Source organism: Paenibacillus sp. FW507-14B1B (assembly GCF_058781425.1).
In genome coordinates this window covers 195,308-217,486 of the sequence record NZ_JBYSWS010000004.1, presented here as the reverse complement: position 1 = coordinate 217,486, position 22,179 = coordinate 195,308, and the positions used below count along the sequence as shown (strand labels likewise).

At 44.1% G+C, this 22,179-nt stretch carries 21 protein-coding genes; 12 read left to right on the top strand and 9 right to left on the bottom strand.

Annotation, left to right across the window (positions count from 1 at the left end):
* The first annotated feature begins 43 nt into the window (after positions 1 to 43).
* Positions 44 to 1,252, top strand: a complete 1,209-nt coding sequence (gene yedE / locus AC3WJJ_RS19735) for a selenium metabolism membrane protein YedE/FdhT (protein WP_492543391.1) — start codon at positions 44 to 46, stop codon at positions 1,250 to 1,252.
* Positions 1,242 to 1,469 (top strand): sulfurtransferase-like selenium metabolism protein YedF, encoded by a 228-nt coding sequence (yedF, locus tag AC3WJJ_RS19730; protein WP_492543390.1) that lies wholly within the window; start codon positions 1,242 to 1,244, stop codon positions 1,467 to 1,469. Before yedE ends, yedF begins: the two co-directional genes overlap by 11 nt.
* Before the next feature lie 50 nt (positions 1,470 to 1,519).
* Here yedF and greA read toward each other — a convergent pair whose 3' ends face one another.
* The 3 genes from greA to rlmN form a co-directional block, all read right to left on the bottom strand.
* Positions 1,520 to 2,005 carry a transcription elongation factor GreA gene (gene greA, locus AC3WJJ_RS19725; protein ID WP_492543389.1) on the bottom strand — a complete coding sequence of 162 codons (486 nt, stop codon included), beginning with the start codon at positions 2,003 to 2,005 and terminating at the stop codon, positions 1,520 to 1,522.
* 61 nt (positions 2,006 to 2,066) lie between these two features.
* Positions 2,067 to 2,834, bottom strand: coding sequence for an AAC(3) family N-acetyltransferase (locus AC3WJJ_RS19720; protein ID WP_492543388.1), 768 nt, complete (start codon positions 2,832 to 2,834; stop codon positions 2,067 to 2,069).
* A 127-nt stretch (positions 2,835 to 2,961) separates the two neighbouring features.
* The gene (gene rlmN, locus AC3WJJ_RS19715) at positions 2,962 to 4,023 is read right to left on the bottom strand and encodes a dual-specificity RNA methyltransferase RlmN (RefSeq protein ID WP_492543387.1); all 1,062 of its coding nucleotides are present in this window, start codon (positions 4,021 to 4,023) and stop codon (positions 2,962 to 2,964) included.
* Positions 4,024 to 4,255: 232 nt separating this feature from the next.
* On the opposite strand from rlmN, the gene AC3WJJ_RS19710 reads away from it, so the two are divergent.
* The 5 genes from AC3WJJ_RS19710 (at position 4,256) to AC3WJJ_RS19690 (ending at position 9,368) form a co-directional block, all read left to right on the top strand.
* Positions 4,256 to 5,353, top strand: coding sequence for a PRK06851 family protein (locus tag AC3WJJ_RS19710; RefSeq protein ID WP_492543386.1), 1,098 nt, complete (start codon positions 4,256 to 4,258; stop codon positions 5,351 to 5,353).
* Positions 5,354 to 5,468: 115 nt separating this feature from the next.
* The gene (locus tag AC3WJJ_RS19705) at positions 5,469 to 6,140 is read left to right on the top strand and encodes a lysoplasmalogenase (protein ID WP_492543385.1); all 672 of its coding nucleotides are present in this window, start codon (positions 5,469 to 5,471) and stop codon (positions 6,138 to 6,140) included.
* Between the two features lie 340 nt (positions 6,141 to 6,480).
* On the top strand, positions 6,481 to 7,311 hold the full coding sequence (locus AC3WJJ_RS19700; RefSeq protein WP_492543384.1) for an alpha/beta fold hydrolase: 831 nt from the start codon (positions 6,481 to 6,483) through the stop codon (positions 7,309 to 7,311).
* A 258-nt stretch (positions 7,312 to 7,569) separates the two neighbouring features.
* Complete coding sequence (locus AC3WJJ_RS19695; protein ID WP_492543383.1) at positions 7,570 to 8,730, top strand: YhgE/Pip domain-containing protein; 1,161 nt, start codon at positions 7,570 to 7,572, stop codon at positions 8,728 to 8,730.
* Between the two features lie 101 nt (positions 8,731 to 8,831).
* Positions 8,832 to 9,368, top strand: coding sequence for a PadR family transcriptional regulator (locus AC3WJJ_RS19690; protein ID WP_492543382.1), 537 nt, complete (start codon positions 8,832 to 8,834; stop codon positions 9,366 to 9,368).
* Positions 9,369 to 9,461: 93 nt separating this feature from the next.
* On the opposite strand, the gene AC3WJJ_RS19685 is transcribed toward AC3WJJ_RS19690, so the two are convergent.
* The 6 genes from AC3WJJ_RS19685 to AC3WJJ_RS19660 all read right to left on the bottom strand — a co-directional run bounded on the left by AC3WJJ_RS19685 (position 9,462) and on the right by AC3WJJ_RS19660 (position 15,718).
* Complete coding sequence (locus AC3WJJ_RS19685) at positions 9,462 to 10,475, bottom strand: aliphatic sulfonate ABC transporter substrate-binding protein (RefSeq protein WP_492543381.1); 1,014 nt, start codon at positions 10,473 to 10,475, stop codon at positions 9,462 to 9,464.
* A gap of 38 nt (positions 10,476 to 10,513) precedes the next feature.
* Entirely contained in the window at positions 10,514 to 11,440 is a 927-nt protein-coding gene (locus AC3WJJ_RS19680) for a TauD/TfdA dioxygenase family protein (protein ID WP_492543380.1), read from the bottom strand.
* Positions 11,441 to 11,702: 262 nt separating this feature from the next.
* Positions 11,703 to 12,848, bottom strand: a complete 1,146-nt coding sequence (locus AC3WJJ_RS19675) for an anti-sigma factor (protein WP_492543379.1) — start codon at positions 12,846 to 12,848, stop codon at positions 11,703 to 11,705.
* Positions 12,841 to 13,344, bottom strand: coding sequence for a sigma-70 family RNA polymerase sigma factor (locus AC3WJJ_RS19670; protein WP_492543378.1), 504 nt, complete (start codon positions 13,342 to 13,344; stop codon positions 12,841 to 12,843). Before AC3WJJ_RS19670 ends, AC3WJJ_RS19675 begins: the two co-directional genes overlap by 8 nt.
* Positions 13,345 to 13,459: 115 nt before the next feature.
* A complete protein-coding gene (locus AC3WJJ_RS19665; protein ID WP_492543377.1) occupies positions 13,460 to 14,272 on the bottom strand; it encodes an SDR family NAD(P)-dependent oxidoreductase in 813 nt (270 codons plus the stop codon).
* Between the two features lie 393 nt (positions 14,273 to 14,665).
* Positions 14,666 to 15,718 carry an NAD(P)/FAD-dependent oxidoreductase gene (locus AC3WJJ_RS19660; RefSeq protein ID WP_492543376.1) on the bottom strand — a complete coding sequence of 351 codons (1,053 nt, stop codon included), beginning with the start codon at positions 15,716 to 15,718 and terminating at the stop codon, positions 14,666 to 14,668.
* A gap of 196 nt (positions 15,719 to 15,914) precedes the next feature.
* On the opposite strand from AC3WJJ_RS19660, the gene AC3WJJ_RS19655 reads away from it, so the two are divergent.
* From AC3WJJ_RS19655 to AC3WJJ_RS19635, 5 genes are all read left to right on the top strand, one after another.
* A complete protein-coding gene (locus tag AC3WJJ_RS19655) occupies positions 15,915 to 16,763 on the top strand; it encodes an ABC transporter ATP-binding protein (protein ID WP_492543375.1) in 849 nt (282 codons plus the stop codon).
* Positions 16,714 to 17,634: an iron-hydroxamate ABC transporter substrate-binding protein gene (locus AC3WJJ_RS19650; protein WP_492543374.1), complete on the top strand. Its 921-nt coding sequence runs from the start codon at positions 16,714 to 16,716 to the stop codon at positions 17,632 to 17,634. Before AC3WJJ_RS19655 ends, AC3WJJ_RS19650 begins: the two co-directional genes overlap by 50 nt.
* Before the next feature lie 9 nt (positions 17,635 to 17,643).
* On the top strand, positions 17,644 to 18,654 hold the full coding sequence (locus AC3WJJ_RS19645; RefSeq protein ID WP_492543612.1) for a FecCD family ABC transporter permease: 1,011 nt from the start codon (positions 17,644 to 17,646) through the stop codon (positions 18,652 to 18,654).
* The gene (locus AC3WJJ_RS19640) at positions 18,651 to 19,658 is read left to right on the top strand and encodes a FecCD family ABC transporter permease (protein ID WP_492543373.1); all 1,008 of its coding nucleotides are present in this window, start codon (positions 18,651 to 18,653) and stop codon (positions 19,656 to 19,658) included. Before AC3WJJ_RS19645 ends, AC3WJJ_RS19640 begins: the two co-directional genes overlap by 4 nt.
* A 177-nt stretch (positions 19,659 to 19,835) precedes the next feature.
* On the top strand, positions 19,836 to 22,133 hold the full coding sequence (locus AC3WJJ_RS19635) for a helix-turn-helix domain-containing protein (protein WP_492543372.1): 2,298 nt from the start codon (positions 19,836 to 19,838) through the stop codon (positions 22,131 to 22,133).
* Positions 22,134 to 22,179 lie beyond the last annotated feature (46 nt).

Below are 22,179 nucleotides of genomic sequence, written 5' to 3'. Positions count from 1 at the left end.
AGGGCTATTAGCTCTCACCAATTGAGGAGATATAGAAACAAAGATGAAGAACCTTTATACCAAATTGTTCGGTAATTATTGGAGTCCGTATGTTGCTATGAGCGTCGCTGGCATTCTGAGTGCTATTTATTTCGGAATTACAGGGAGTGTCTGGGCAGTAACCGGTGAATTCACTCGTCTTGGAGGCCATATCCTTGAATTCTTCGGGGTCGATATTTCCGATTGGGCTTATTTTGATCTCGTCAAGATGAATGGAACCACTTGGACTCGGACTGATGGCTGGATCGTATGGGGCATGTTTATTGGTGCCATGATTACGATTCTACTCAGCAGCAATTTCAAAATCCGAATTCCGAAGCAGAAACGCCGTTATGTACAAGGGTTAGTCGGTGGCATCATTGCTGGTTTCGGTGCTCGTCTTGCACTGGGATGTAACCTTGCAGCTTTCTTTACAGGGGTTCCCCAGTTCTCACTTCACTCCTGGATCTTCATTGTCGCTACTGCAATCGGAACATTCTTCGGTGCTAAGGTCGTGAATACAAGATGGTGGAAAGGAAAGCCCGTTCTAACAAAAGGCAGCATAGCTCCTTCCACTAAGCCAAAGCGTAACATCCAGCCGCTTGTGGGGGCTATTATTGGACTTGCTTATACCGCCCTTATAGTCTACTTCTTCGTAACTGGACGCAATATGCTCGGTACGGCTGCTATCTTCGGTGCAGCATTCGGTATTCTGATCGAACGAGGTCAGATCTGCTTCACATCTGCATTCCGTGATTTGTGGATTAGCGGCCGTGCAACCATGACCAAGGCAATTACACTTGGTATGGCCATCAGTTCTGTTGCTACCCTCATCATCATTCTCGTATACGGAATCGATCCGATTACGAAAATTGCAGCTCCAAGCACTTTTGTCGGTGGCTTACTATTCGGTATTGGTATCGTAATGGCTGCTGGCTGCGAGACAGGCATGATGTACCGACTCATGGAAGGACAAGTCGTCTTCTTACCCGTATTTATCGGTAACATTTTGGGCGCAACAGGCCTTGCTTATGCATGGGATCATCTGGGCGTCTACGACCTGCTCGTGAAGAGCGGATCTAAGGTTAACCTGATCACAACCATGGGACCTGCTGCGGCACTTACAGCTACGCTAGTCGTTCTCGGTATTGGATTCGCCATTGCCGTTTACTGGCAGAAAAATTACCGCTTCGGCGTTGGATTTAAGAAAGGGGATTATACAAATGTCCGTTGATTTCACACTTGATCTTCGTGGAGAATCTTGTCCTTATCCTGTTATTTACACACTCGAAACATTGCGCGACATGAAGAAAGGCCAATTGCTTCAAGTCATCTCTGATTGTCCATCCGCGTTCCGTAACGTGCCCGAGGAAGTGGTTAAACACGGCTACACGATGGCTCAAGAGCCTGAGAAGAGTGGCCAAGAGTTCAGCTTGTTCATCCAAGTTTAATTATAATCTAAAAAAAATCCCCCTAGCTTAGGGGGATTTTTTATATTCATTTAAATAGCTGCTTTAATCTCAAGCAACTCATACTTAATGATTCCCATTGGAGCATTTACATTTATAACGCTTCCTACCTCTTTACCCATCAGCTCTTTACCAAGTGGACTTTCATAAGAGATTTTATTGTTCGCTACGTCTGCTTCTGCGGGTCCAACGATCTGATACTCAATTTTTTCAGAGAATTCAATATCATTTAGGACAACCACGGTGCCCACATTTACTTTATCAAAGTTAATACTGTTAGCGTCAATGACCTTTGCCTTGGTTAGCATTTTCTCTAGCTGCATAATCCGGGTTTCCATAAACGATTGATCATCTTTAGCAGAGTGATATTCACTATTCTCTTTCAGATCGCCGAAGCTGATCGCGAGCTTAAGCCGCTCAGATAACTCTTTACGCTTGGGCCCTTTCAAATATTTCAGTTCTTCTTCCAGCTTAGCGTAACCTTCTGCGGTGACAATTACTTCTTCTTCATTAGCCATTTGTCCAGCTCCTATTATCTTCATTTATTCCATTGTACCCTAAATCAGAGATCAACGTTGATTATTCCTGCTCCTGAAGCGGTTCGTTGTCTACGAATAGCTCAGGATTCGCACGCAACATTGGAGCCAGAATGTCATATAACTTCACCGTGTCACACACACGTACAACAGCGTCACCCCATACCCCCTTATACATTGCCCCTTGTTCTTCCAGAAGATCTTCTACCTTCCAGAAGTATTCTGAGGAGGCAGGACCTTTGTGTCTACGTGAAGGGACCGATATTTCTGTACCATCGCTTAAGACAGTAGCAAGAGCCTCATGCTCCTCAGTAAGTCGATCTGGGACATCGACCCATTCCTCAATTCCATGAATGAACGTGTTTCGGCGCAGGTCTACACCGACTAATAAGATAGTCGCTTTACGATCCAGAAGCTTCCCCCATACGGACTCACGATGACATGGCGTATTATATCGTTCAGCACCTTCCGTAAATGCCGCAGCATCCTTCCCTAACGCAGCTACAGAGTGCGTTGGATGATAGGATCGGACTACACCTTCACGTTTACGGAACAGCTCCGGCAGTATTCCAACACATGAAGGGGAGTTGTCCACTTCGAACTTAGGGTTATCGGATTTAATATACGACCATGTATGGGTAGGCAAGACCAGCAGTCCATCCTCCATATATTCCGATAGCGCATCTAGTACGGTATCCGCTCCGCCCTCCACCTCTCCGATGCTTTTCATCGAGGAGTGGACGAGTATGGTTCCTCTTCGATCAATCCCCAGAGTTTCAAGTTCCTTCATTAAACGATGTTTAGTATGCATATAAAGGCCCCCTTCTTATGATTACCAGAAATTCCACTCGAGAAAAAAAGCGTATCGCAAGAACGGATACGCTTTTCCTATTAGTTTAACACTTATATGGCTCTATTTAATTGATCTTTGCCGCACATCATTGTACTTTCTTAATCTGCTTGCTTCGAAGCTGCCCACAAGCAGCATCGATATCTGTTCCGTGCTCAAGACGAACGCTGACACTGACACCTTGTTTCTTCAAAATATCATAAAAAGCAGTAATCGATTCCTGCGTACTACGCTGATACTGACTGTGCTCGTCCACCGGATTATAAGGAATAAGATTCACGTTTGCTAATTTTTTGCGATGACCAACAAGCTCAGCAAGCTCCAGCGCATGCTCTTTCTGATCATTAACATCCTTTAGCAAAATATATTCGAGCGTAATTCTGCGGTTGGATTTCTCTAAATAGTAATCTACAGCAGGCATAAGCTTTTCTAGGGGATAGGCACGATTGATCTTCATGATCTGGGTACGGAGCTCATTATTCGGTGCATGCAGAGAAAGAGCCAGGTTGACCTGGAGATCACTATCTGCAAACTCAATAATTTTAGGAGCGATTCCGCTTGTCGATACCGTGATATGTCTTGGTCCAATTGCCAATCCCTTATGATCCTTGATAACACGAATGAAGTTCGACATATGCTCGAAATTATCGAACGGCTCACCAATTCCCATAACAACAATATGACTCACACGTTCACCTTGTTTAGCTTCATCCAGATGAAGCTGAACCTTCATAATCTGCTCAACAATTTCTCCACTGGTTAAGTCACGACTCTTGGCTATAAGCCCACTCGCACAGAAACTGCAGCCAATGTTACATCCAACCTGTGTCGTAACACACACGGACAACCCGAATTTATGTCTCATTAGCACCGTCTCGATCAGATTACCATCTACCAACTTGAATAGAAATTTAATCGTACCATCTGCGGATTCTTGCTTTGTGTGCACTTCTAACGTCAATATTGCAAAATGTTCTTCTAAAAGCTGCAGGCATTCTGAATTTACATCGATCATCTCTGCAAAGGTGGTGACCCGCTTCCGATATAACCAATCCCATACCTGTGCAGCACGGGATTTCTTATGCCCCCGTTCTTCAAGCCAAGAAGCCAATTGTTCTAAGGTTAACCCATATATAGATGGTTTGTTCATGTATATGTCCTCTCTTTTTAAGAAACGTTAAAATTCAATCTTACTATCTTACGCTATGAATGACTACAACATCAACACTCTGTTTATTATTGTCCCAAAATTCCAACATGAACACAAGGGTAGTCATTAGCAATTCAACGCAAATTCATCAATGAACGCTGCACCTTTTGTATCCTCACTTAATACCATAACAATAAAACCCATGACAGTAGCCTAGAAAGGTGTGACAGTTATGACTGGAATCATTCGAAATTTCTTTGCAAGCGGCAATACCGCCCGCGGTTTCACAAGTCTTCTCTCCTCGACCCTTCAAGGGATCCATTCGCTCTTTATCGTGGATGGATCGCCTGGTAGCGGCCATTCCAATCTCATTCAGCGCATTGGAGACGAGGTCTCTGAGCTTGGCTATGAACGGTGGATCTTCCATACGGCCTCCGATAATGATACCATCGACGGCTGGGTCGTTCCCGAACTGAGCACAGGTATGATTACAGGCTCTGCTTTCCGCGGAATGTCTATGGATGAGACAGGGGCTGCTATCCAGTTTATAAATCTGGATGATACCTGTATCGATCTAGATGGACTGAGCGCATTTCAGACCGAAATTGAAAACCTCAACCTCTGCATAAAGCAATCCCATGAGAAAGCCTATGCTGGGTTTGCAGAAGCTCTTCGTATACACGATGATTGGGAGGCTCTGTACATCGATAATATGAATTTTCAAGCAGCTGATGAGATGACTAATGAATACTTGAATATATTGTACGGTAATCAACAGCTTGAGAAACAAGCCCGTGTTGATCATCGTTTCCTAGGGGCAGCTACTCCAAGGGGCGCCGTTGACTATGTTCCGGATCTGACACAGGGACTCAAAAGATATCTCGTGAAAGGACGCGCCGGCTCCGGCAAATCCACCATGCTCAAAAAAATCGCAGCTGCAGGGGAAGAACGAGGGTTCGACGTTGAGGTTTACCATTGCGGTTTTGATCCTAACAGTCTGGATATGGTTATCGTCCGTGAGATCGGTTTTGCAATCTTTGACAGCACAGCACCTCATGAATATTTTCCAGATCGCGCTGAGGATGAGATCGTAGATACTTACGCTCGCTGCATTCAACCAGGAACCGATGAACAACATGCGGAGGCACTCCACGACTTCAAGCAGCGTTATGCAGCCCAAATGAAAGTGTCGATTCAACATCTGACGGATGCCAAAGGGTATTTGGATGAGCTAAAGGCCATTATTGCACCATTCGTTGATCCTGCTAAGGTTAACGGCATCCAAGAGGCAATACGACGTGAAATTCTCGGTATCGCGCAGAAATCTTAAGTTCATTCATGCAATAATCTCCTAAAAATCTTCATTTCGATCCTAATTAAAGGATTTTCGAGGTGTTTGGTGAAAGTGTATGGCACACAATACATTTTCGGAGGATCGATCCATAATGAAAAAGTACGGGTTACCACTGCTCATCCTCCTGATGAGCATTCTTTACATCTTCTTTATACCGGCTGAACCGATGGAGGTAAAACTTTTATTCAAGCTTATCCCCATGTGGCTTATGATCGGTTATGCATGCTTACAACTTCCATCTAGAAAGACACGTACACACTACCTCATCCTAGCTGGATTGTTCTTCTGTATGCTAGGCGATGGTTTACTCATCTGGTTTGTCATTGGACTAACAGCATTTCTAATCGGACACTTGTTCTATATGACAGGCTTTTTCAGTCAATGGCGGTTTTCAGTCATCCGATTTATTACGATTGTACCGATTGGAGCATACTCCTTTTTCATGGGAAAAGAGCTGATAACCGCACTAGAACTAAGTGGTAAGGACACATTGATCATACCTGTACTGGCTTATATCACGGTTATTTCCTTCATGTTATGGTCAGCGATCATGACAGCTAACCCTTGGGCCATTACCGGAAGTGTCCTATTCGTGATCTCTGATTCTATTCTTTCTTGGAATATGTTTATTTCGGATGTTCCTAACTCTGGTGTCCTCATCATGTCTACCTACTACAGCGCCCAATTCCTGATCGCACGAAGCCTTTCATCGTTTGAAGGATCGAATCGGCGTTCAACAATCAGGCATTTTCCTGTAAATTAATGGTTGTATAAGCATTTCGTATTGTGTTACCATGGCGGTAACTAATAGGAGTGGAGGGTTACGTGTGGCTAACTAATTTTCGATTGTGTACGCGCATGAGATGAATAGCACTTTTAGCTGTGCTGCTGTGTGCATGTAATCGGAAATGGTCTACCAACTAGGTAACCCTTCATCAACGATTTCAAATTTTAGAACAATAGACAGGTTCCAGGGGGTACTCATCACTTGGTTCCTGATTCTGTTCTCTTATTTGGTACCCTTTTCCGGATACAGATGGCACAGACACAGGCGATAGAACCTGTGTTTTTTTATTTTTTCTAACCTGGGAGGGAAATGCTCGATGAGCGAACAACTAATTCAAATCAATGGAATACATCTATACACAGAAAGTTTCGGGGAAGCTAACAATCCAGCTATTCTACTAATCATGGGAGCACAATCTTCTATGGTCTGGTGGGAAACGGAGTGGTGTCTGCGCCTAGCTGAAACGGGGCGGTATGTAATCCGTTATGATCACCGTGATGTAGGGCGTTCTACCACGTATGAGCCTGGACATCCAGACTATACCTTCGAAGACATGGCCGATGATGCCATGCAAGTTCTTGATAGCTACGGAATTGAGAAGGCTCATATCGTAGGCATGTCCATGGGCGGCATGCTGACTCAAATGATTGCGCTTCGCCATCCGAACAGAGTATCAGCCATCACACTCATCATGACATCAAACTTTGCCCCCCATCTACCGGAGATGGAAGCGAAGGTGATAGACTTCTTTATGGAAAATGGTGCGGTGGACTTATCCGATAAACAAGCGTTTATTCAGTTTACGGTTGGGAAATGGAAAGTGCTTGCTGGCCATAGATATCCATTTGATATAGACAGAATAACAAAGCTGGCTGAGGAAGAATGGGAGCACTCAGAGCACCCTGCAAGCTTGAACAATCACGCCTTGATTACTGGAGGAGAATCTTATCTAGGTAAAACAGCTGAAATCCATGTACCCACTCAAGTGATCCACGGTACCCTAGATCCTATTATCCCTTATGAACATGGGGTACACTTGGCGGATGCCATTCCTGGAGCTTCACTAACTACACTCGAAGGTGTAGGACACGAGATTCCACGGGAGGTATGGGATACACTTATTGAAGTCTTAACGAATAACTACTAACTAAGCAGTAAAGTGATATTAGTAAAACATATCCATGAAGAAGAGCAGTCTTTAAGGTCATTTTTAGACCTTGGGGCTGCTCTTTTGGTTAAACCCAAGTCTATCTCTTAAACATCTTTTTCGATTAATCTGTAACATTTATCATTGCGAAGAATTGTGAAATTTGACACTCACTTTGGCAGATAGTATAATTTCTCATTACTTACTCAAATTTGAGTACTTTAATATAAATATTATATATAGAGGTGTATGTATTAAATGAAGAACTTTCTTACAATGTTGAAGAATGGATCTGTGATCGGCGGTATCGTCATGATCATTTTTTATCAGATCGCATTTATCACCATTTTCATGTCGGGCTATTCTGCCATTCCAAGAAATATGGACGAGCTGTCCATCGCCATTGTAAATGAAGATACCAAAGCAGGGGGGCAAATTGCGGAGCAGCTCCAAGAACAACTGCCGTTTAAAATGGTAACCAATCTTCCACTAGAACAAGCAAAAGAAGATCTAAATAACCGTGATATTCATATGATTCTGCATATTCCGGCAGACTTTAGTGAGAAACTAGCCAAACAGGGTGAGCACCCTCAACTGGACTTCCTTATTAATCAGTCTAATCCCGCAATGGTAACCAGCACGATGGACCAAATTTCTACACAGATCACGAATAGCCTGAACCAGCAGTTTGCTGTTCAGGGAGCTGAGGGAATCCTGCTGAAATTGAACATGCCAGAAGATCAAGCTAAAGAGCTTGCAGCCGATATTCCAACGAAGGTAACACCAAATGTTGTTTATTCTAACCCAGTGCCTGTTGGTATGCACAATCAGATGGCACCATTCTTCTTGACGATGGTAAATTATGTAGGTGCAATGATCTTCTCCATGATGGTCGTAGGCGCAATGAATATGTTAAAAGGTAAAATGGGTCTCTGGCCGGCATTCTGGTCTGCACAAGGTGTAAATGCATTGGTTTCCTTGATTGGACCGCTGATTGGTCTCACTATTTATTTCTTATTCCAAGGTGGACATGGAGCTGATACCTTCGTGAAGATGTGGCTACTCCACTCTCTGGAACTGTTCGCTGCTATTGAATTTATGTCTATCTTCAGTATCTTGTTGAAGGATAAAGCGATTTTCGTCAACTTATCTTTGATGCTGATCCAGACCATTTCAAGTGGTGCAGTTCTCACTTACGGTATGATGGATGGGTTCTATAAGTTCTTTAGTCATATCTCCATCATGTTCTATACCGTACAGACTGAATTCAGCATTCTCTATGGTGGTGGCAAGATCAGTGAGCATCTGACAGGGCTTATCGTTATGACTGTCGTCTCCGTTCTCATTGTCGCTCTATCCTTTAAATTCATCTCTCCTGATATTAAAAAAGAAAAAGAGGCAATTTCCACTGCATCCTAACGCATTTTAAGTTAAAATAAGCGTATATACATGAGAGCCTGCCGCTTCCCCCTCGGAAGTGGCTGGCTCTTCGTATGTTGTGAAAAAGGAGGACGGTACTGATGTCGCTTCGCGTATTTATTTTAGGGAATCTATGTGAAAGAAACCATCATCCTTATGATGTCAAAAAAATGCTCAAAGGCGATAACATGGAGGATGTCCAAAAAATAAATGACGGACGTTTATATTACAACTTTGAAGTGCTGTTAAAACAAGGGTATATCGAGAAGATTGAGGTCACTCGAGAGGAAAATCGGCCTGAGAAAACAACCTATGGCATTACAGAAGCAGGACGAAAGGCACTGGAAGAGGAAATTTACACAGCCTTCAAAAACTTTAAAGATGTGAAATCACTATATTCATCCACTGTATTTCTGAAGCATGCTGACCCTGTGAAGCTGGCATTTCTAATTGAGGAAGCCATCCAAAAGCTTCAAAACGCAATTAATCGAAATGTAGAGGATTGGAAGATCATAGGGCTGAAAACACCCCTTAACGTCCACTTGGTTCAGGAACACTCCTTGAACTATATGGAGCTGGAAGTCTCTTTTTTGAAGAAGCTTCTCGCTTTTGTTCGCGGCGAATTGACCGTACTCTAATTGAATTGTTCCCACCTATCATAGGGCATTTACACAAAAAATCTTCAATCCCAGCACATATGCCGGGGTTGAAGATTTTTAAATTATCGCTTTCTACTCCTTCAACGCTTCGAGGATAAAACGATCATTAACCGATTCCTTGAAGTGGATCTCTCTGCGGATAAATCCATTCCCGGCCAAAATATCGCTAGCTGCCTGCTGCTCCCTTAGCGCTTCCTCCGTGTAAGCAGATACTAATGGCTTTCCTTTGCTCAAGATCGTCTTAATCGTAGCCACTGGAACTTTAGTCTTCGCATTGAAGATCTGAGCCGCTTCCTCCTCATGCTCAAGCTGCCACAGAGCCGCTTTCTTAAATACTCTTAAATAGGCTACAACCAGCTCTGGATGTTCCTTGGCAAAATCCTTGTGGACAATCGCTGAGGACGGTGCCATCACCTCACTCGCAGGAAGGTCTCTGGCCTTATTAGTGGCTATATTTTGCGATACGTAGGGGTCCCATGCAGCCCAGGCATCAAGCTTACCACTATCGAATGCAGCCTGCCCATCATCGGGTTGTAAGTTAATAATATTGAGGTCGTCTAGTGTGATGTTTGTGTTCTGCAGTACCTTAGCTACATAGACGTGAGCTGTTGTTCCTTTTGGGAGACCAATGGTCTTTCCTTTTAGGTCTTCTACTTTCTCAATAGAGCTGTCTTTCGGGACAATAATGGAGACCGTGTTCCTGCCTTCAGAAAGAAGTGCTATAACTTCAAAAGGGAGTCCACTCGCAATTCCAGCAATCGTAGCTCCGTCACCAAGAAAGGATAGATCGACCCGACCTGCAGAGAGGGACTCCAGCAGCGGGGGTCCGCTAGGGAACTCGCTCCACCGAACCTCTGCATTCAGCTTCTTGAATTCATCCTCCACCCACCCCTTATCTTTGGCAATGTTAAGCGGACTGAGCTTACCATTAATGGCAATGTTCACGGTTACCGGTGGAGAGTCCTGTTGTGTACTTGCACCGACACTAGTTACGGCATTACCGCTTGTTTTGGTGCATCCAGCGAGTAGTAGCAATGTTATACTGACGGCCAGAATGAAGATGGGCTTAATTGCTCGTGTTCTCATCGATATTACCCCTTCATAGTTTGACATCCAACTTCATTTTAAAATGGTTTATCGCCCTCGATCGAAATACGTTCCGCTACACGGCGATGCGGATAATAATCCGAGACTGCATAATGCTGTGTTGCTCTATTGTCCCAAAATGCCACGGAATTTTGCTGCCAGCGGAAGCGCACCTGATATTCTGGCACTTGCGCCTGTTTGAAAAGGTATCCTAATAGTTCCTCGCTTTCCTCTGGTTCTAATCCTACAATTCGAATCGTGAAAGCTGCATTGACGAACAACGTCTTCCTTCCCGTCTCTGGATGAGTGCGTACAACTGGATGCTCTGCAACAGGGTACTCCTCCTGCTTCGCGGCCAGCTGCTCTGGTGTCAATCGCCGTCCAAAACTAGGCGTAAAATCATGAATCGCGGTCAGACCGTCGATTCTCTGCTTCAATTCCTCAGGCAGATTGTCGTATGCGGCCGCCATGTCAGCCCATAGCGTATCGCCACCGCCTAAAGGGGGCACTTCGGAGAGGCGTAGCAGCGATCCAAGTGCTGGGTTCACCCGCCATGTCACATCCGTGTGCCACAGGTTCTCCATTCCAGTATTTTTCTCGTCTTTTTCAAACCTTGTAACCTCTTCAGCGCTTCCTTGAGGAAGAAAGGGGTGCTTCTCAATACCTCCCCACAACCGTGCAAAGGCTAGCTGCTGATCACTATTTATCGTCTGGTTGCGGAAGAAAAGCACCTTCCATTCCAGAAAAGCACGATGTAGCTCTGCTCTTAACTCAGCAGATACCGGCTGGCTCAAATCCACGCCTTCAATTTCTGCACCAATTATCGGTCCAAGCGGCTTGAGTTTAAAGATCGTATATGGACGCTCCTGTTCACCTTCAGGCAATCGGTTAAGTACACGCACCCCTGCTCTGCGGTCTCTTGCGGGTACATAGTCACGGGATAAGTAAGTCGTAGCTTGCGTCATGTCAATCCACTCCTTTAAATGATTTCATATTAAATATCATATTTAACCCATGTAAATAATCGGATTTAAGACAGCGATACCTCCTTTGATTGCGAGAATGAGGAACAAAAAAAGATCCAATGTCGCAGCCAAAGGCTGTACATTGAATCTCTGGTGTTCCAGTCGATTCGATGACTACAGGTCACACTTAACGTGATCTGCAAATATCTTGGGCACATCATAACAACCGCCGAGGTAGACTGTCAACCATTATTTTCCTTAATCACCCCTCTTGGTCAGTGAACATCCAATTCCAAAGACGCGCATCACTTACTTGAATTCCTTTTACCCAGGACTCTTTCTTGAGCTTCAAGAGCTCTTTGGTTGGTCCTGTAACCACAGCTCCATAAATTTTCACTCCATTTGATTCCACATACTCTGTAATTTGATCAAATTTCACGAATGGATTCACTTTGCCTGTTATAGATGGATAATCTCGAAGCAGCCTTAACGTTTTGATAAAGTTCTCTTCCCTCAACTTGCCGCTTCCATAATCATCTACGGTGGGGTAGGTTCCTCCCTGTAAGACGGTTTTGCCGAATCGAGTCTTCTCTTCCTTGTGACTTATAATCGTTAGATCGTCGTGATGCCACATGGGTTGATAGGGAAATCCGATCAGATCATAACTTTCCTGTTGACCGGCATCTACGGCGAACCACACGGGCTCTAAATTCTTACCCTCGAAGTTCTTCAATATCTCATCAGTCGTATAATACTGATCGAAGGAAAGATAGGTTTCTGCCACTGTCCCCTCCGGAAGCTTCTCTAGCTTGTTCCAATCGTGCTGCATATCCATATCGACGGGGTTATCGGGGCTATTAAAATATCTTGTTTTGGGATGATCGTCTGACCATTTCATCTGTAGTATTCCGGGTAGACCTAATCTAAAGGGCAGCTCAAATTGGCCAATCGTATACCATTCACTTCCGATTTGCTTCTTCATCTCACCGGTGAACTCATAACTGAGGTATCCTGCCATGCTACCTGTCACACGAACACTCACATTCGGATGGGTTACCATTATCGCGAATGAAGCCACATCTCCATATGTATCTGCACGACTGGGATCACCTTCACCAAAATATATGGAATTGAAAATATTACCTGCCCATGTGACCAGGATAAATATCACCAGTACACTGAGCACTGTATTCATACGCGCCTTCCATTTTCCACGCTTTATGATCTTAGCTTCATTACGCGACGTTCTCGTATGATCTATTTCTCCCTGTTCCTTATTCATGACTTCATCCAAATGAGCCTGATACGTCTCCATTCGCTCAAGCTCTTCCTCAAGCTGAATCTGTTCCTCTTCGGACAGCTTTCCGTCCTCGTAGTCCTGTAACCTGCGCCGAAACTCATCACTCATCCTGATCATCCCTTCCCTTCCGCTGCCGAAGTGTCTGTCTAGCTCGAAATAATAATATTTTGAAATGAGAGAGACCCACCTTCATAAGTGCGGCTGCCTCCTGATACGAAAATTGATGAAAATCATATAACACAATCGCCTGTTTCTGTCGTTCCGGAAGTTCACCTATCGCTAGCTTCAACTCATCCCATTGTTCCTGCTCCATCACTTGTTGCTCCAAGGTCTCCGTATGGAACAAGGAGTCAAAATAACTGATCTCATGAAGATCCATCCGCTTATTCTTCCGCTTCACATCAATGAATGCATGGTAAGCTACCCGAAAGAGCCATGGCTTTACCTTGACATCCTTGCAGTTCTCCAAATGTAGATATGCACGATAGAATGTTTCCTGCAAAATATCCTCAGTCATATGGTGATCTCGGCAGAGGGAGTACAAATAACGATACACGTCTTTCATATGCTGCTGATACATCCAGTCCAAGTCGTCTTGCTTCATTGCCTCCCCCCTCACCCTATACACGTTCTTACCCTCATAAAAGTTACAAAAAAAAACTTCACCAGCTCTAATGAGCTAGTGAAGTTTCTGAAATTTACTTCTATATTGAAGTGAATTAACCTTGTTGTTTCATTTCGAACATATAGTTCTCAACGTCCGCGATACTTGGGTTAGCCATGTAGTGGCCACCTTCAACTTGGATCGTCTGGCCCGTGATGAATTTAGATTCATCAGAAGCAAGGAACACAACCGTGTGTCCAATATCGTCAGCTTCACCATGATAAGGAAGCGCGTTAAACTTAGCGAAGATATCCAGGATAGCCTGAGGCATGTTGTTCTTAGCAGCTGGTGTCAAGATTAGACCCGGCGCTACACCGTTACAACGGATGTTATGCTTACCGTATTGAACTGCGATATAACGAGTCAAGTTAACTACTGCTGCTTTAGAAGCGCCATAAGCCGTACGAACGGAGTCACCTGCAAAACCAGCCATGGAAGCTGTATTGATAATGGAACCGCCACCTGCTTTGATCATATGAGGAATAGCGTAGCGTGCTCCAAGAAGAACACTCTTCGTATTTACATTCATTAACTTATCCCATTCTTCAAGATCCATGTTGACAACGTCCAAGTCTTTACGAAGATTTGTCATACCAACGTTGTTGTAAAGCACGTTAATCGTACCGTATGTTTCTACTGTAAAGTCGATAGCTGCTTTAATGGATTCTTCATTACCTGCATCCAAGAATACTCCAACAGCTTCGCCGCCAGCTTTCGTAATCTCTTCAGCTGCTGCTTTAGCGCCATCTACGTTAAAGTCAGAGATAACCACCTTAGCGCCTTCTTTAGCTAATAATGTGGCTGCGGAAAGACCGATGCCTGACGCTCCACCTGTAATTAATGCTACTTTCCCTTGTACTCTACCCATTTCTGCACCTTCTCTTTTGAAGTTAATAAATTTATGATTGTTAGGCCTTACTGTGTCGAATCCGTCAAGGACACTTATCACAGTCAATATACTAATTATAGTCCTATTTAGAGGCTTCCGCAAATTTTGAAAGAGATCTATCAAGCCACTTGAATTCAAGTAAATCCGGCATTTTAACTTCTTGTAACAACTGTTTGTGGAGACTTAAAATCCTGAATACAGGTTCTGTCCTCATCTCCGTTTATATATAAGTAAAAACATATCACGTACCCAATACTTGGGTCGTTTATAATATTGTTCTATCTTTCACAAATACAGTGATGCACATCGCCTAATAAACTACAATCTTTATTTCTAATGGTTAAAAAGGGTGTGACTCCCACCCTTCTCAACTTATGACTGTATTAACTGCTTCACGAGTTCTCGGTTACGCTGTTTAAACACCTCATTATGGGAGGATACCATCGCTGATTTTCCTGCCTTAGGCTCAATATATTGCTTCGCTTGGTTAACGGCATTGGCTGCATCTTGAAAGGCCCCCGCGATTAAATGAAGCTTCCCTTCATGCATCAGAATATCTCCAGCGGCATACAGCCCTTCAATCGATGACGAGCCGTTTGCATGACCTGCAATGTAGTATTCATCTATAATCTCGATTTGAAGTGGGCTATTCTCAAGCAAACTCTTATCTCGTTCATAACCGTGATTGATGATAACTTCATCAATCGTTATCGTCGATAATTCTCCTGTCTCATGATTGGTAAGCTCAACTCGCTCAATCCGTTCATGATTGTCACAAGCAATCAGCTTTGTAATGGATGTATTTAAGCGGCACTCCGCCGAGCTGTTCATGAGCTGTGCCACCTGCGCTTCGTGACCCGCAAGCGCTCCTTTCCGATAGCTAAGATACACTTTTTTAGCGATTGGCTCTAACTCGTTTGCCCAATCAATAGCCGAGTTACCACCACCGGAGATGATCACCGTCTTGTCTTTAAAACGTTTTAAAGATTTTACCGTGTAATTTAAGTTAGACACCTCGAAGCGTTCCGCCCCTTCAATCTCCAACTTTTGCGGATTTAAGATCCCGCCTCCTACTGCTACGATAACCGTTTTTGAATAATGCTTCTCTCCTGAAGCTGTATGTAATATGAAGATCTCATCTTCATCCTTTGTAATCGTCTCCACTTTCTCATTCAACAACACTTCCGGATCAAAGGTTAGCCCCTGCTCAACAAGTTGTTCAATAAGCTTGGCCCCAGGAAGAGGGGTCATCCCACCTACATCCCAGATCATCTTTTCTGGATACACATGAATTTTGCCTCCGAGTCTCGGCTGATACTCAATAAGCTTTGTCTTCATTTCCCGTAGACCACTATAAAAAGCGGAGTACAGCCCTGCAGGACCTCCCCCGATGATCGTTACATCATATAACTCCTGCTGACGCATAACAGCCTACCTCCTAGAATGTGATGTTAATGATTATCATTCTCAATACAATATAATCTCATTCTGATCGATTTACAACTAAAAATAAAAGTTGACAACCCAATTACTTTAGTTTTAAAGTAATTACCGTAGTGAAATTGATAATCATTATCAATTAGTATTATCTAATAATTATTCTAAATTGGAGGTTCCCCTCATGACCCGCCTATATACGGAGGACTTAAGCATCGGTTATGGTGAACGTCTCATTGTGAAAAAGCTAAATGTGGCGATCCCCGACAAAAAGATCACCACCATTATTGGTGCCAATGGCTGCGGAAAATCAACTTTTCTTAAAGCGATCACCCGTATCATTTCACATCAGGATGGAAATATCTTGCTTGACGGCAAGCATATTGCGAAGGAAGACACTAAAGTTCTTGCCCGAAAGATGGCCATTCTCCCTCAGTCACCGGAAAGTGCGAGTGGACTCACCGTCTCCGAGCTTGTCTCTTACGGTCGCTTTCCCTATCAGAAAGGCTTTGGTCGTCTAACGAAAAGAGACTTCGATGTCATTGACTGGGCACTTGAGGTTACAGGTACTCTGGAATTTAAATATCGCCCCGTTGATGCCTTATCTGGTGGTCAAAGACAGCGAGTCTGGATTGCTATGGCTCTTGCGCAGGAAACCGATATTATTTTCCTAGATGAGCCTACCACCTATTTGGATATGGCGCATCAACTTGAAGTACTTGAGTTACTACAGAAGCTTAATCGAGAGCAAGAACGTACCATTGTTATGGTGCTGCATGACCTCAATCAGGCTGCCCGCTTCGCCGACCATATCATTGCGATGAAAGATGGTGAGGTCGTGAGATCGGGAAGCTGTGCCGAAGTCATTCATCATGATGTACTGCGTGAAGTGTTCCAGATTGATGCAGCAATCGGTCAAGACCCCCGAACAGGTAAACCCATGTGTGTTACATATAACTTACTAAAAGGAGAATCATTCAATCATGAAAAAACTACTCACCCCCATCCTCTTGCTGTCACTTCTACTACTTAGTGCTTGCGGCAGCTCAACTGCCAAACCAGAATCATCACCTAATAGTAATAGTGCAGAACCCACAACTATTACGTATCAATCTGAGAATGGACCCATTGAAGTACCTGCCAATCCGCAGCGCGTCGTAGTCCTCTCATCCTTCGCAGGAAATGTCATGGCTCTTGGGGTTAACCTTGTTGGTGTCGATTCTTGGGCTAAGCAAAATCCTCGTTTCGAACAATTGAAAGACGTAGCAGAAGTTAGTGATGAAAGTCTTGAGAAAATCATCGAACTTGATCCTGACTTAATCATTGGACTATCGACGATTAATAACATCGATAAACTGAAGGAAATTGCTCCCACAGTAACTTACACCTACGGTAAAGTTGATTATCTAACACAGCATTTGGAGATTGGAAAGCTGCTTAATAAAGAGAAAGAAGCTACTGCATGGGTAGAAGACTTCAAGAAACGGGCCGCTGAAGCAGGCGAAGAGATCAAAGCTAAAATTGGAGCAGACAAGACCGTATCTGTTATCGAGAACTTTAATAAACAGCTCTATGTATACGGAAATAACTGGGGGCGGGGCACTGAAATCCTGTACCAGGAAATGAAGCTTAACATGCCAGAGAAGGTCAAAGAATCCGCGCTGGAGCCAGGCTATTATGCCTTGTCTACAGAAGTTCTTCCTGAATATGCGGGGGACTACATGATTCTGAGCAAGAACTCAGAGACAGACAACTCGTTCCAAGATACCGAAACATACAAGAATATTCCGGCGGTGAAGAACAATCAAGTGTTTGAGGTCAATATGAATGAATTCTACTTCAATGATCCGCTTACGCTAGACTTCCAATTGGAGTTCTTCAAGCAAGCCTTTCATGGCAGCTGATGAATGAACATGCGTACTGAAACGAAACGCACCTTACCTTTTACATTGAAGCTAGTCGCAGGACTGTTCGTGTTGATCGCTATATTTGTTATTGCCATGGTATTCGGGGCTGCAAATACCACCTTAAGTGATTTGTGGCTTGCCCTAACCTCGAATGTTCAAGGTGATAAAATCTCGATCCTAAGGGAAATACGCCTTCCCCGTGAGATAGCAGCAATCTTCGTAGGAGCTGCCCTTGCTATTTCGGGTGCAATTATGCAAGGCATGACCCGCAATCCGCTTGCAGATCCAGGTCTCATCGGGTTAACAGCTGGTGCCAATGCAGCTCTTGCTGTTACAATCGCCTGGATTCCCTCTGTCAATTATTTTGGCATCATGATCGCTTGCTTTATTGGGGCTACTATCGGTGCGATCATGGTGTTCAGTATGGGCACAATCAAGAAGGGTGGCTTCTCTCCCCTTCGTCTTGTGCTTGCAGGCGCTGCTGTAACAGCGTTTCTACATGCAGTCTCAGAAGGCATCGGTATCTATTACAAAATATCCAAGGATGTTTCCATGTGGACAGCCGGCGGCTTGATCGGCACAACCTGGGGCCAGCTCCAGATCATCGTTCCTGTCATCGTAGTTGGGATCATCATCGCAGTGTTCTTGTCCAGACAGCTTACGATCCTTAGTTTAAGTGAAGAGGTAGCTGTTGGACTCGGTCAGAAGACGATGCGGGTCAAAGCGCTCCTGTTTATCGTCGTCATTGCACTCGCAGGCGCTTCCGTGGCTCTTGTTGGGAACATGGCATTTATCGGGCTGATGGTCCCCCATATCGTCAGAGCCATTGTCGGAACAGATTACCGATTCATTATTCCGATGTCCGCAATATGCGGCGCATCCTTCATGCTGTTCGCAGATACCTTGGGACGTACCATAAATATCCCATATGAAACGCCTGTAGCTGCTATTGTAGCGTTGATGGGCTTACCTTTCTTCCTGATTATTGTACGTAAAGGAGGAAAAGCATTCTCATGATCCATCCAGCTCTTGTGAAGAAACAACGTTTAATTCTCGTTGCATTATTAATTTTAATCGCCATAACAGCAATTATTAGTATGGGCATGGGCTACTCTTCCTTATCGTTTAACCGATTGATTCCAACCCTATTCGGGCAAGGCACTTTTAAGGAGGAGTTTGTACTCTTCTCCATCCGTCTACCACGTATGCTGATTACCCTGCTTGCAGGAATGGCGCTGGCGTTATCCGGAGCTATTTTGCAGGGGATCACACGGAATGACCTTGCAGATCCAGGTATTATCGGCATCAACTCCGGTGCAGGTGTAGCGGTCGCCGTCTTCTTTCTTTTCTTTCCGATCCAAGCAGGCTCATTTGTTTATCTGCTGCCGGTCGTAGCGTTCCTAGGCGCACTCATTACAGCTTGTCTAATCTACGCCTTTTCGTATAGCCGAAGCTCAGGTCTTCAGCCCGTAAGATTAGTGCTCATCGGCGTAGGTTTCTCCATGGCGCTGTCCGGTCTAATGATCGTAATTATTTCATCAGCTGAGCGTTCCAAAGTCGATTTCATATCTAAGTGGATTGCCGGGAACATCTGGGGAGCAGACTGGCCCTTTATCTGGGCGATCCTTCCTTGGCTTGCCATTCTGATTCCATTTACGCTGTACAAGGCTAACCGTTTAAACCTTCTTGGTCTTAGTGAACCGGTTGCCATCGGCGTAGGTGTAGCGGTGGAAAAAGAACGAATCGTGCTGCTGCTCACAGCCGTTGCACTTGCCGCCTCAGCCGTTTCCGTGACTGGTGGCATCGCATTTATCGGTCTGATGGCTCCTCATATTGCGAAGTCGCTAGTCGGCCCACGCAACCAGATGTTTATACCAGTAGCCATTCTCACTGGTGGATGGTTGCTGCTGCTTGCGGACACCATCGGTCGTAATCTGGTAGACCCGGATGGCATTCCGGCTGGAATTATGGTTGCGCTCATTGGCGGGCCTTACTTTATGTACTTGCTGCTGAAGAAATAACAAGACGAGACTCTATCTAAAAACCCTGGAACCTCAAACGGTACAGGGTTTTTCTGTGTGTTGAAACCAACCCAATCTCACGTTTGTGGAAATGTTTTCTTTACGGCGCTAATGCGCGTGAATATAATTAACTATATTTATGTGGAGATGAACAAATTTCGGGAGGTGCACCTTTTAATGAAAGGGCTTTCAAAGAGTATGTTTTTTAATCGTTCCTTATTTCGTAAGCTCCTGCTCTCCTATCTAGTGTCCGTACTTATCCCTACACTATTGATTGTCTCCGTTTATGCCTACACAAATAAAGAAGATATTCAGACCCAAATCGAGCAAAATTCGGAGTCCAAAATTCAGCGGGTTTCTAAAAATATTGAAACAGTTATTGATCAGATTAATTCGTTCTCGCTGCAGCTTTCATTTCTTCCGTACATCAATGGATATCTACAGCAGTCTGGAGAATATGACATGTATGATGTCTATCAATTGAAAGAACAACTTCGTAAACACATTGTGCCGAATAAATTGTTTCATTCGGTATACCTCTATTCCTTTGCAGGAAACAAAGTAATTACAACGAATGATGGGATTTTTGCAGCGGATGAATTTTATGACCAGCAGGCGATTCAGCAAATTCGAGACTTTAGCGAAAACCAGCCATGGTGGTATCAGGTCCGAATCCCTCCCAAGGAAGCATTTTGGAATGCCGATTCGTCCGATCACGATGATGAATTTGTCACATTCTATAGGCCCGTTCCGGTGACTGCTGTCAAACCAACTGGGATCCTAGTCTTCAACATTCCTAAAACAATGTTTCTAAACACCCTCTACCATATGTACAACGGCTCCGAGAATGATACTGTAATTATCGACGGCGAAGGGACCGTAATCTCAAAATCCGGAATAGCCCAAGTTCCCGAGCTTCAAACGCTGACCCATGAATTATCGAAGATGCCGACCAACCGAATGAGCAGAATAACATGGAACAAGGAGTCCTACTTTGTACGTGTTGAACCCGTTCCCTACAATGGCTGGAGTGTCGTTCATCTGACCCCATACCAAGTGTATCAAGAACGTCTGCTAGACAAATTGATGGGCTTGTCTTTTGTTGTGCTCCTGGTCGGATTAATCGGTTTGTTCGTCTCATACATGTATGCAGTGAAAATGTATCACCCCTGGAAGAGTTTAATCGAAACCTTAAACGGCAGTGGAGGAAAAAAGCCGGAATGGTCCGCCAGAGAGGACAAAGATGAATTCTCTCTAGTCCGTGGTGCCATAACCACCATGTTACATACACTCAAGCAAAACGAACCCGTAATAAAGGATCACTTGATCGGAGATATCTTACAAAATAATTTACTGGATCAAGGTTCGATACCTAGCCGTTTAGAACAGTTAGGTATCTCCTTTTCTGCTCCTGGTTATCTCGTTATGGTCGTCGCCGTCGATCCGGCTGCGGGCGAAGAATCGCATGATCCACAACATAAGCTTGTCATGTTCAGCTTTTTGCTGGAGACACTTAAGACTCATTTTATAGGGGAAGGCACTATTTTAGATGATCATAAGTTCGGCTTCATCCTGAATGTTAACACTTCCTATCTGCACGAAGGCCTGAAAGAACGCATACGTGAATGCTATGCCGAAATGACGACATTTCTACAAGGACAGCTAAACGTTTCCTTACAGCTATGCGTCAGCGAAGTTAGTCCGATCGAGAGAGTTCATCAATCCTATGAGCGCATTAGACGTGCTTTAAATTATAAGGCTGTCATGGGAAGTGGTGAAGTGATTTTTGTAGAGGAAGCCCCGAAAGATTGTAAGCTCGAATATCCCATGTCCATGCAGAAACATCTGCTTCACACCATCGTTACCCTGAATCGGGATAAGGCAGAGGAATGTATTGAAGAGTTATTTGAACAATATATCTACAATTCAAGCTATTCACATGAGAAGTTGCAGGGGATGCTTGTCCTGTTGATGGGTAGTATCGATAACGAGCTGCTTCGAGAAGGCTATGACATTTGGGACCTGAATGAAGGTATTGGGATTCTAAAGCTGAACGATTGCCGTAACAACGATCAATTGCGTCAATTCATGAGCAGACATATACAGCGGCATATATCGCATCTTCAAGAGCTCGAGAATCGCAAACACATGAATAGATACACGGCCAAAGCAATTGAGTACATGGAAGAGCACTTTGCCATGAATATCTCGATTACGGATATTGCCGAGCATGTTGGCATTAGCAGCGGACACCTTAGTCGAACCTTCAAGACGGAAACAGGAAGATCGATGCTTGAATATCTAACAGAATTTCGTGTGGCAAAAAGTAAAGAAATGCTGCTTCAGCGTTCTGACTCATTAAATGAGATTAGCCAAGCACTGGGATATAACGATGTGCAGAGCTTTATCCGCTTCTTCAAAAAATTCGAAGGCGTAACACCTGGAGAATATCGAAAAAGCATGGGGAAAATCTGATATTCATCATAAAATCCTGATCCAAAAGCGTAAATCATCATAAAAT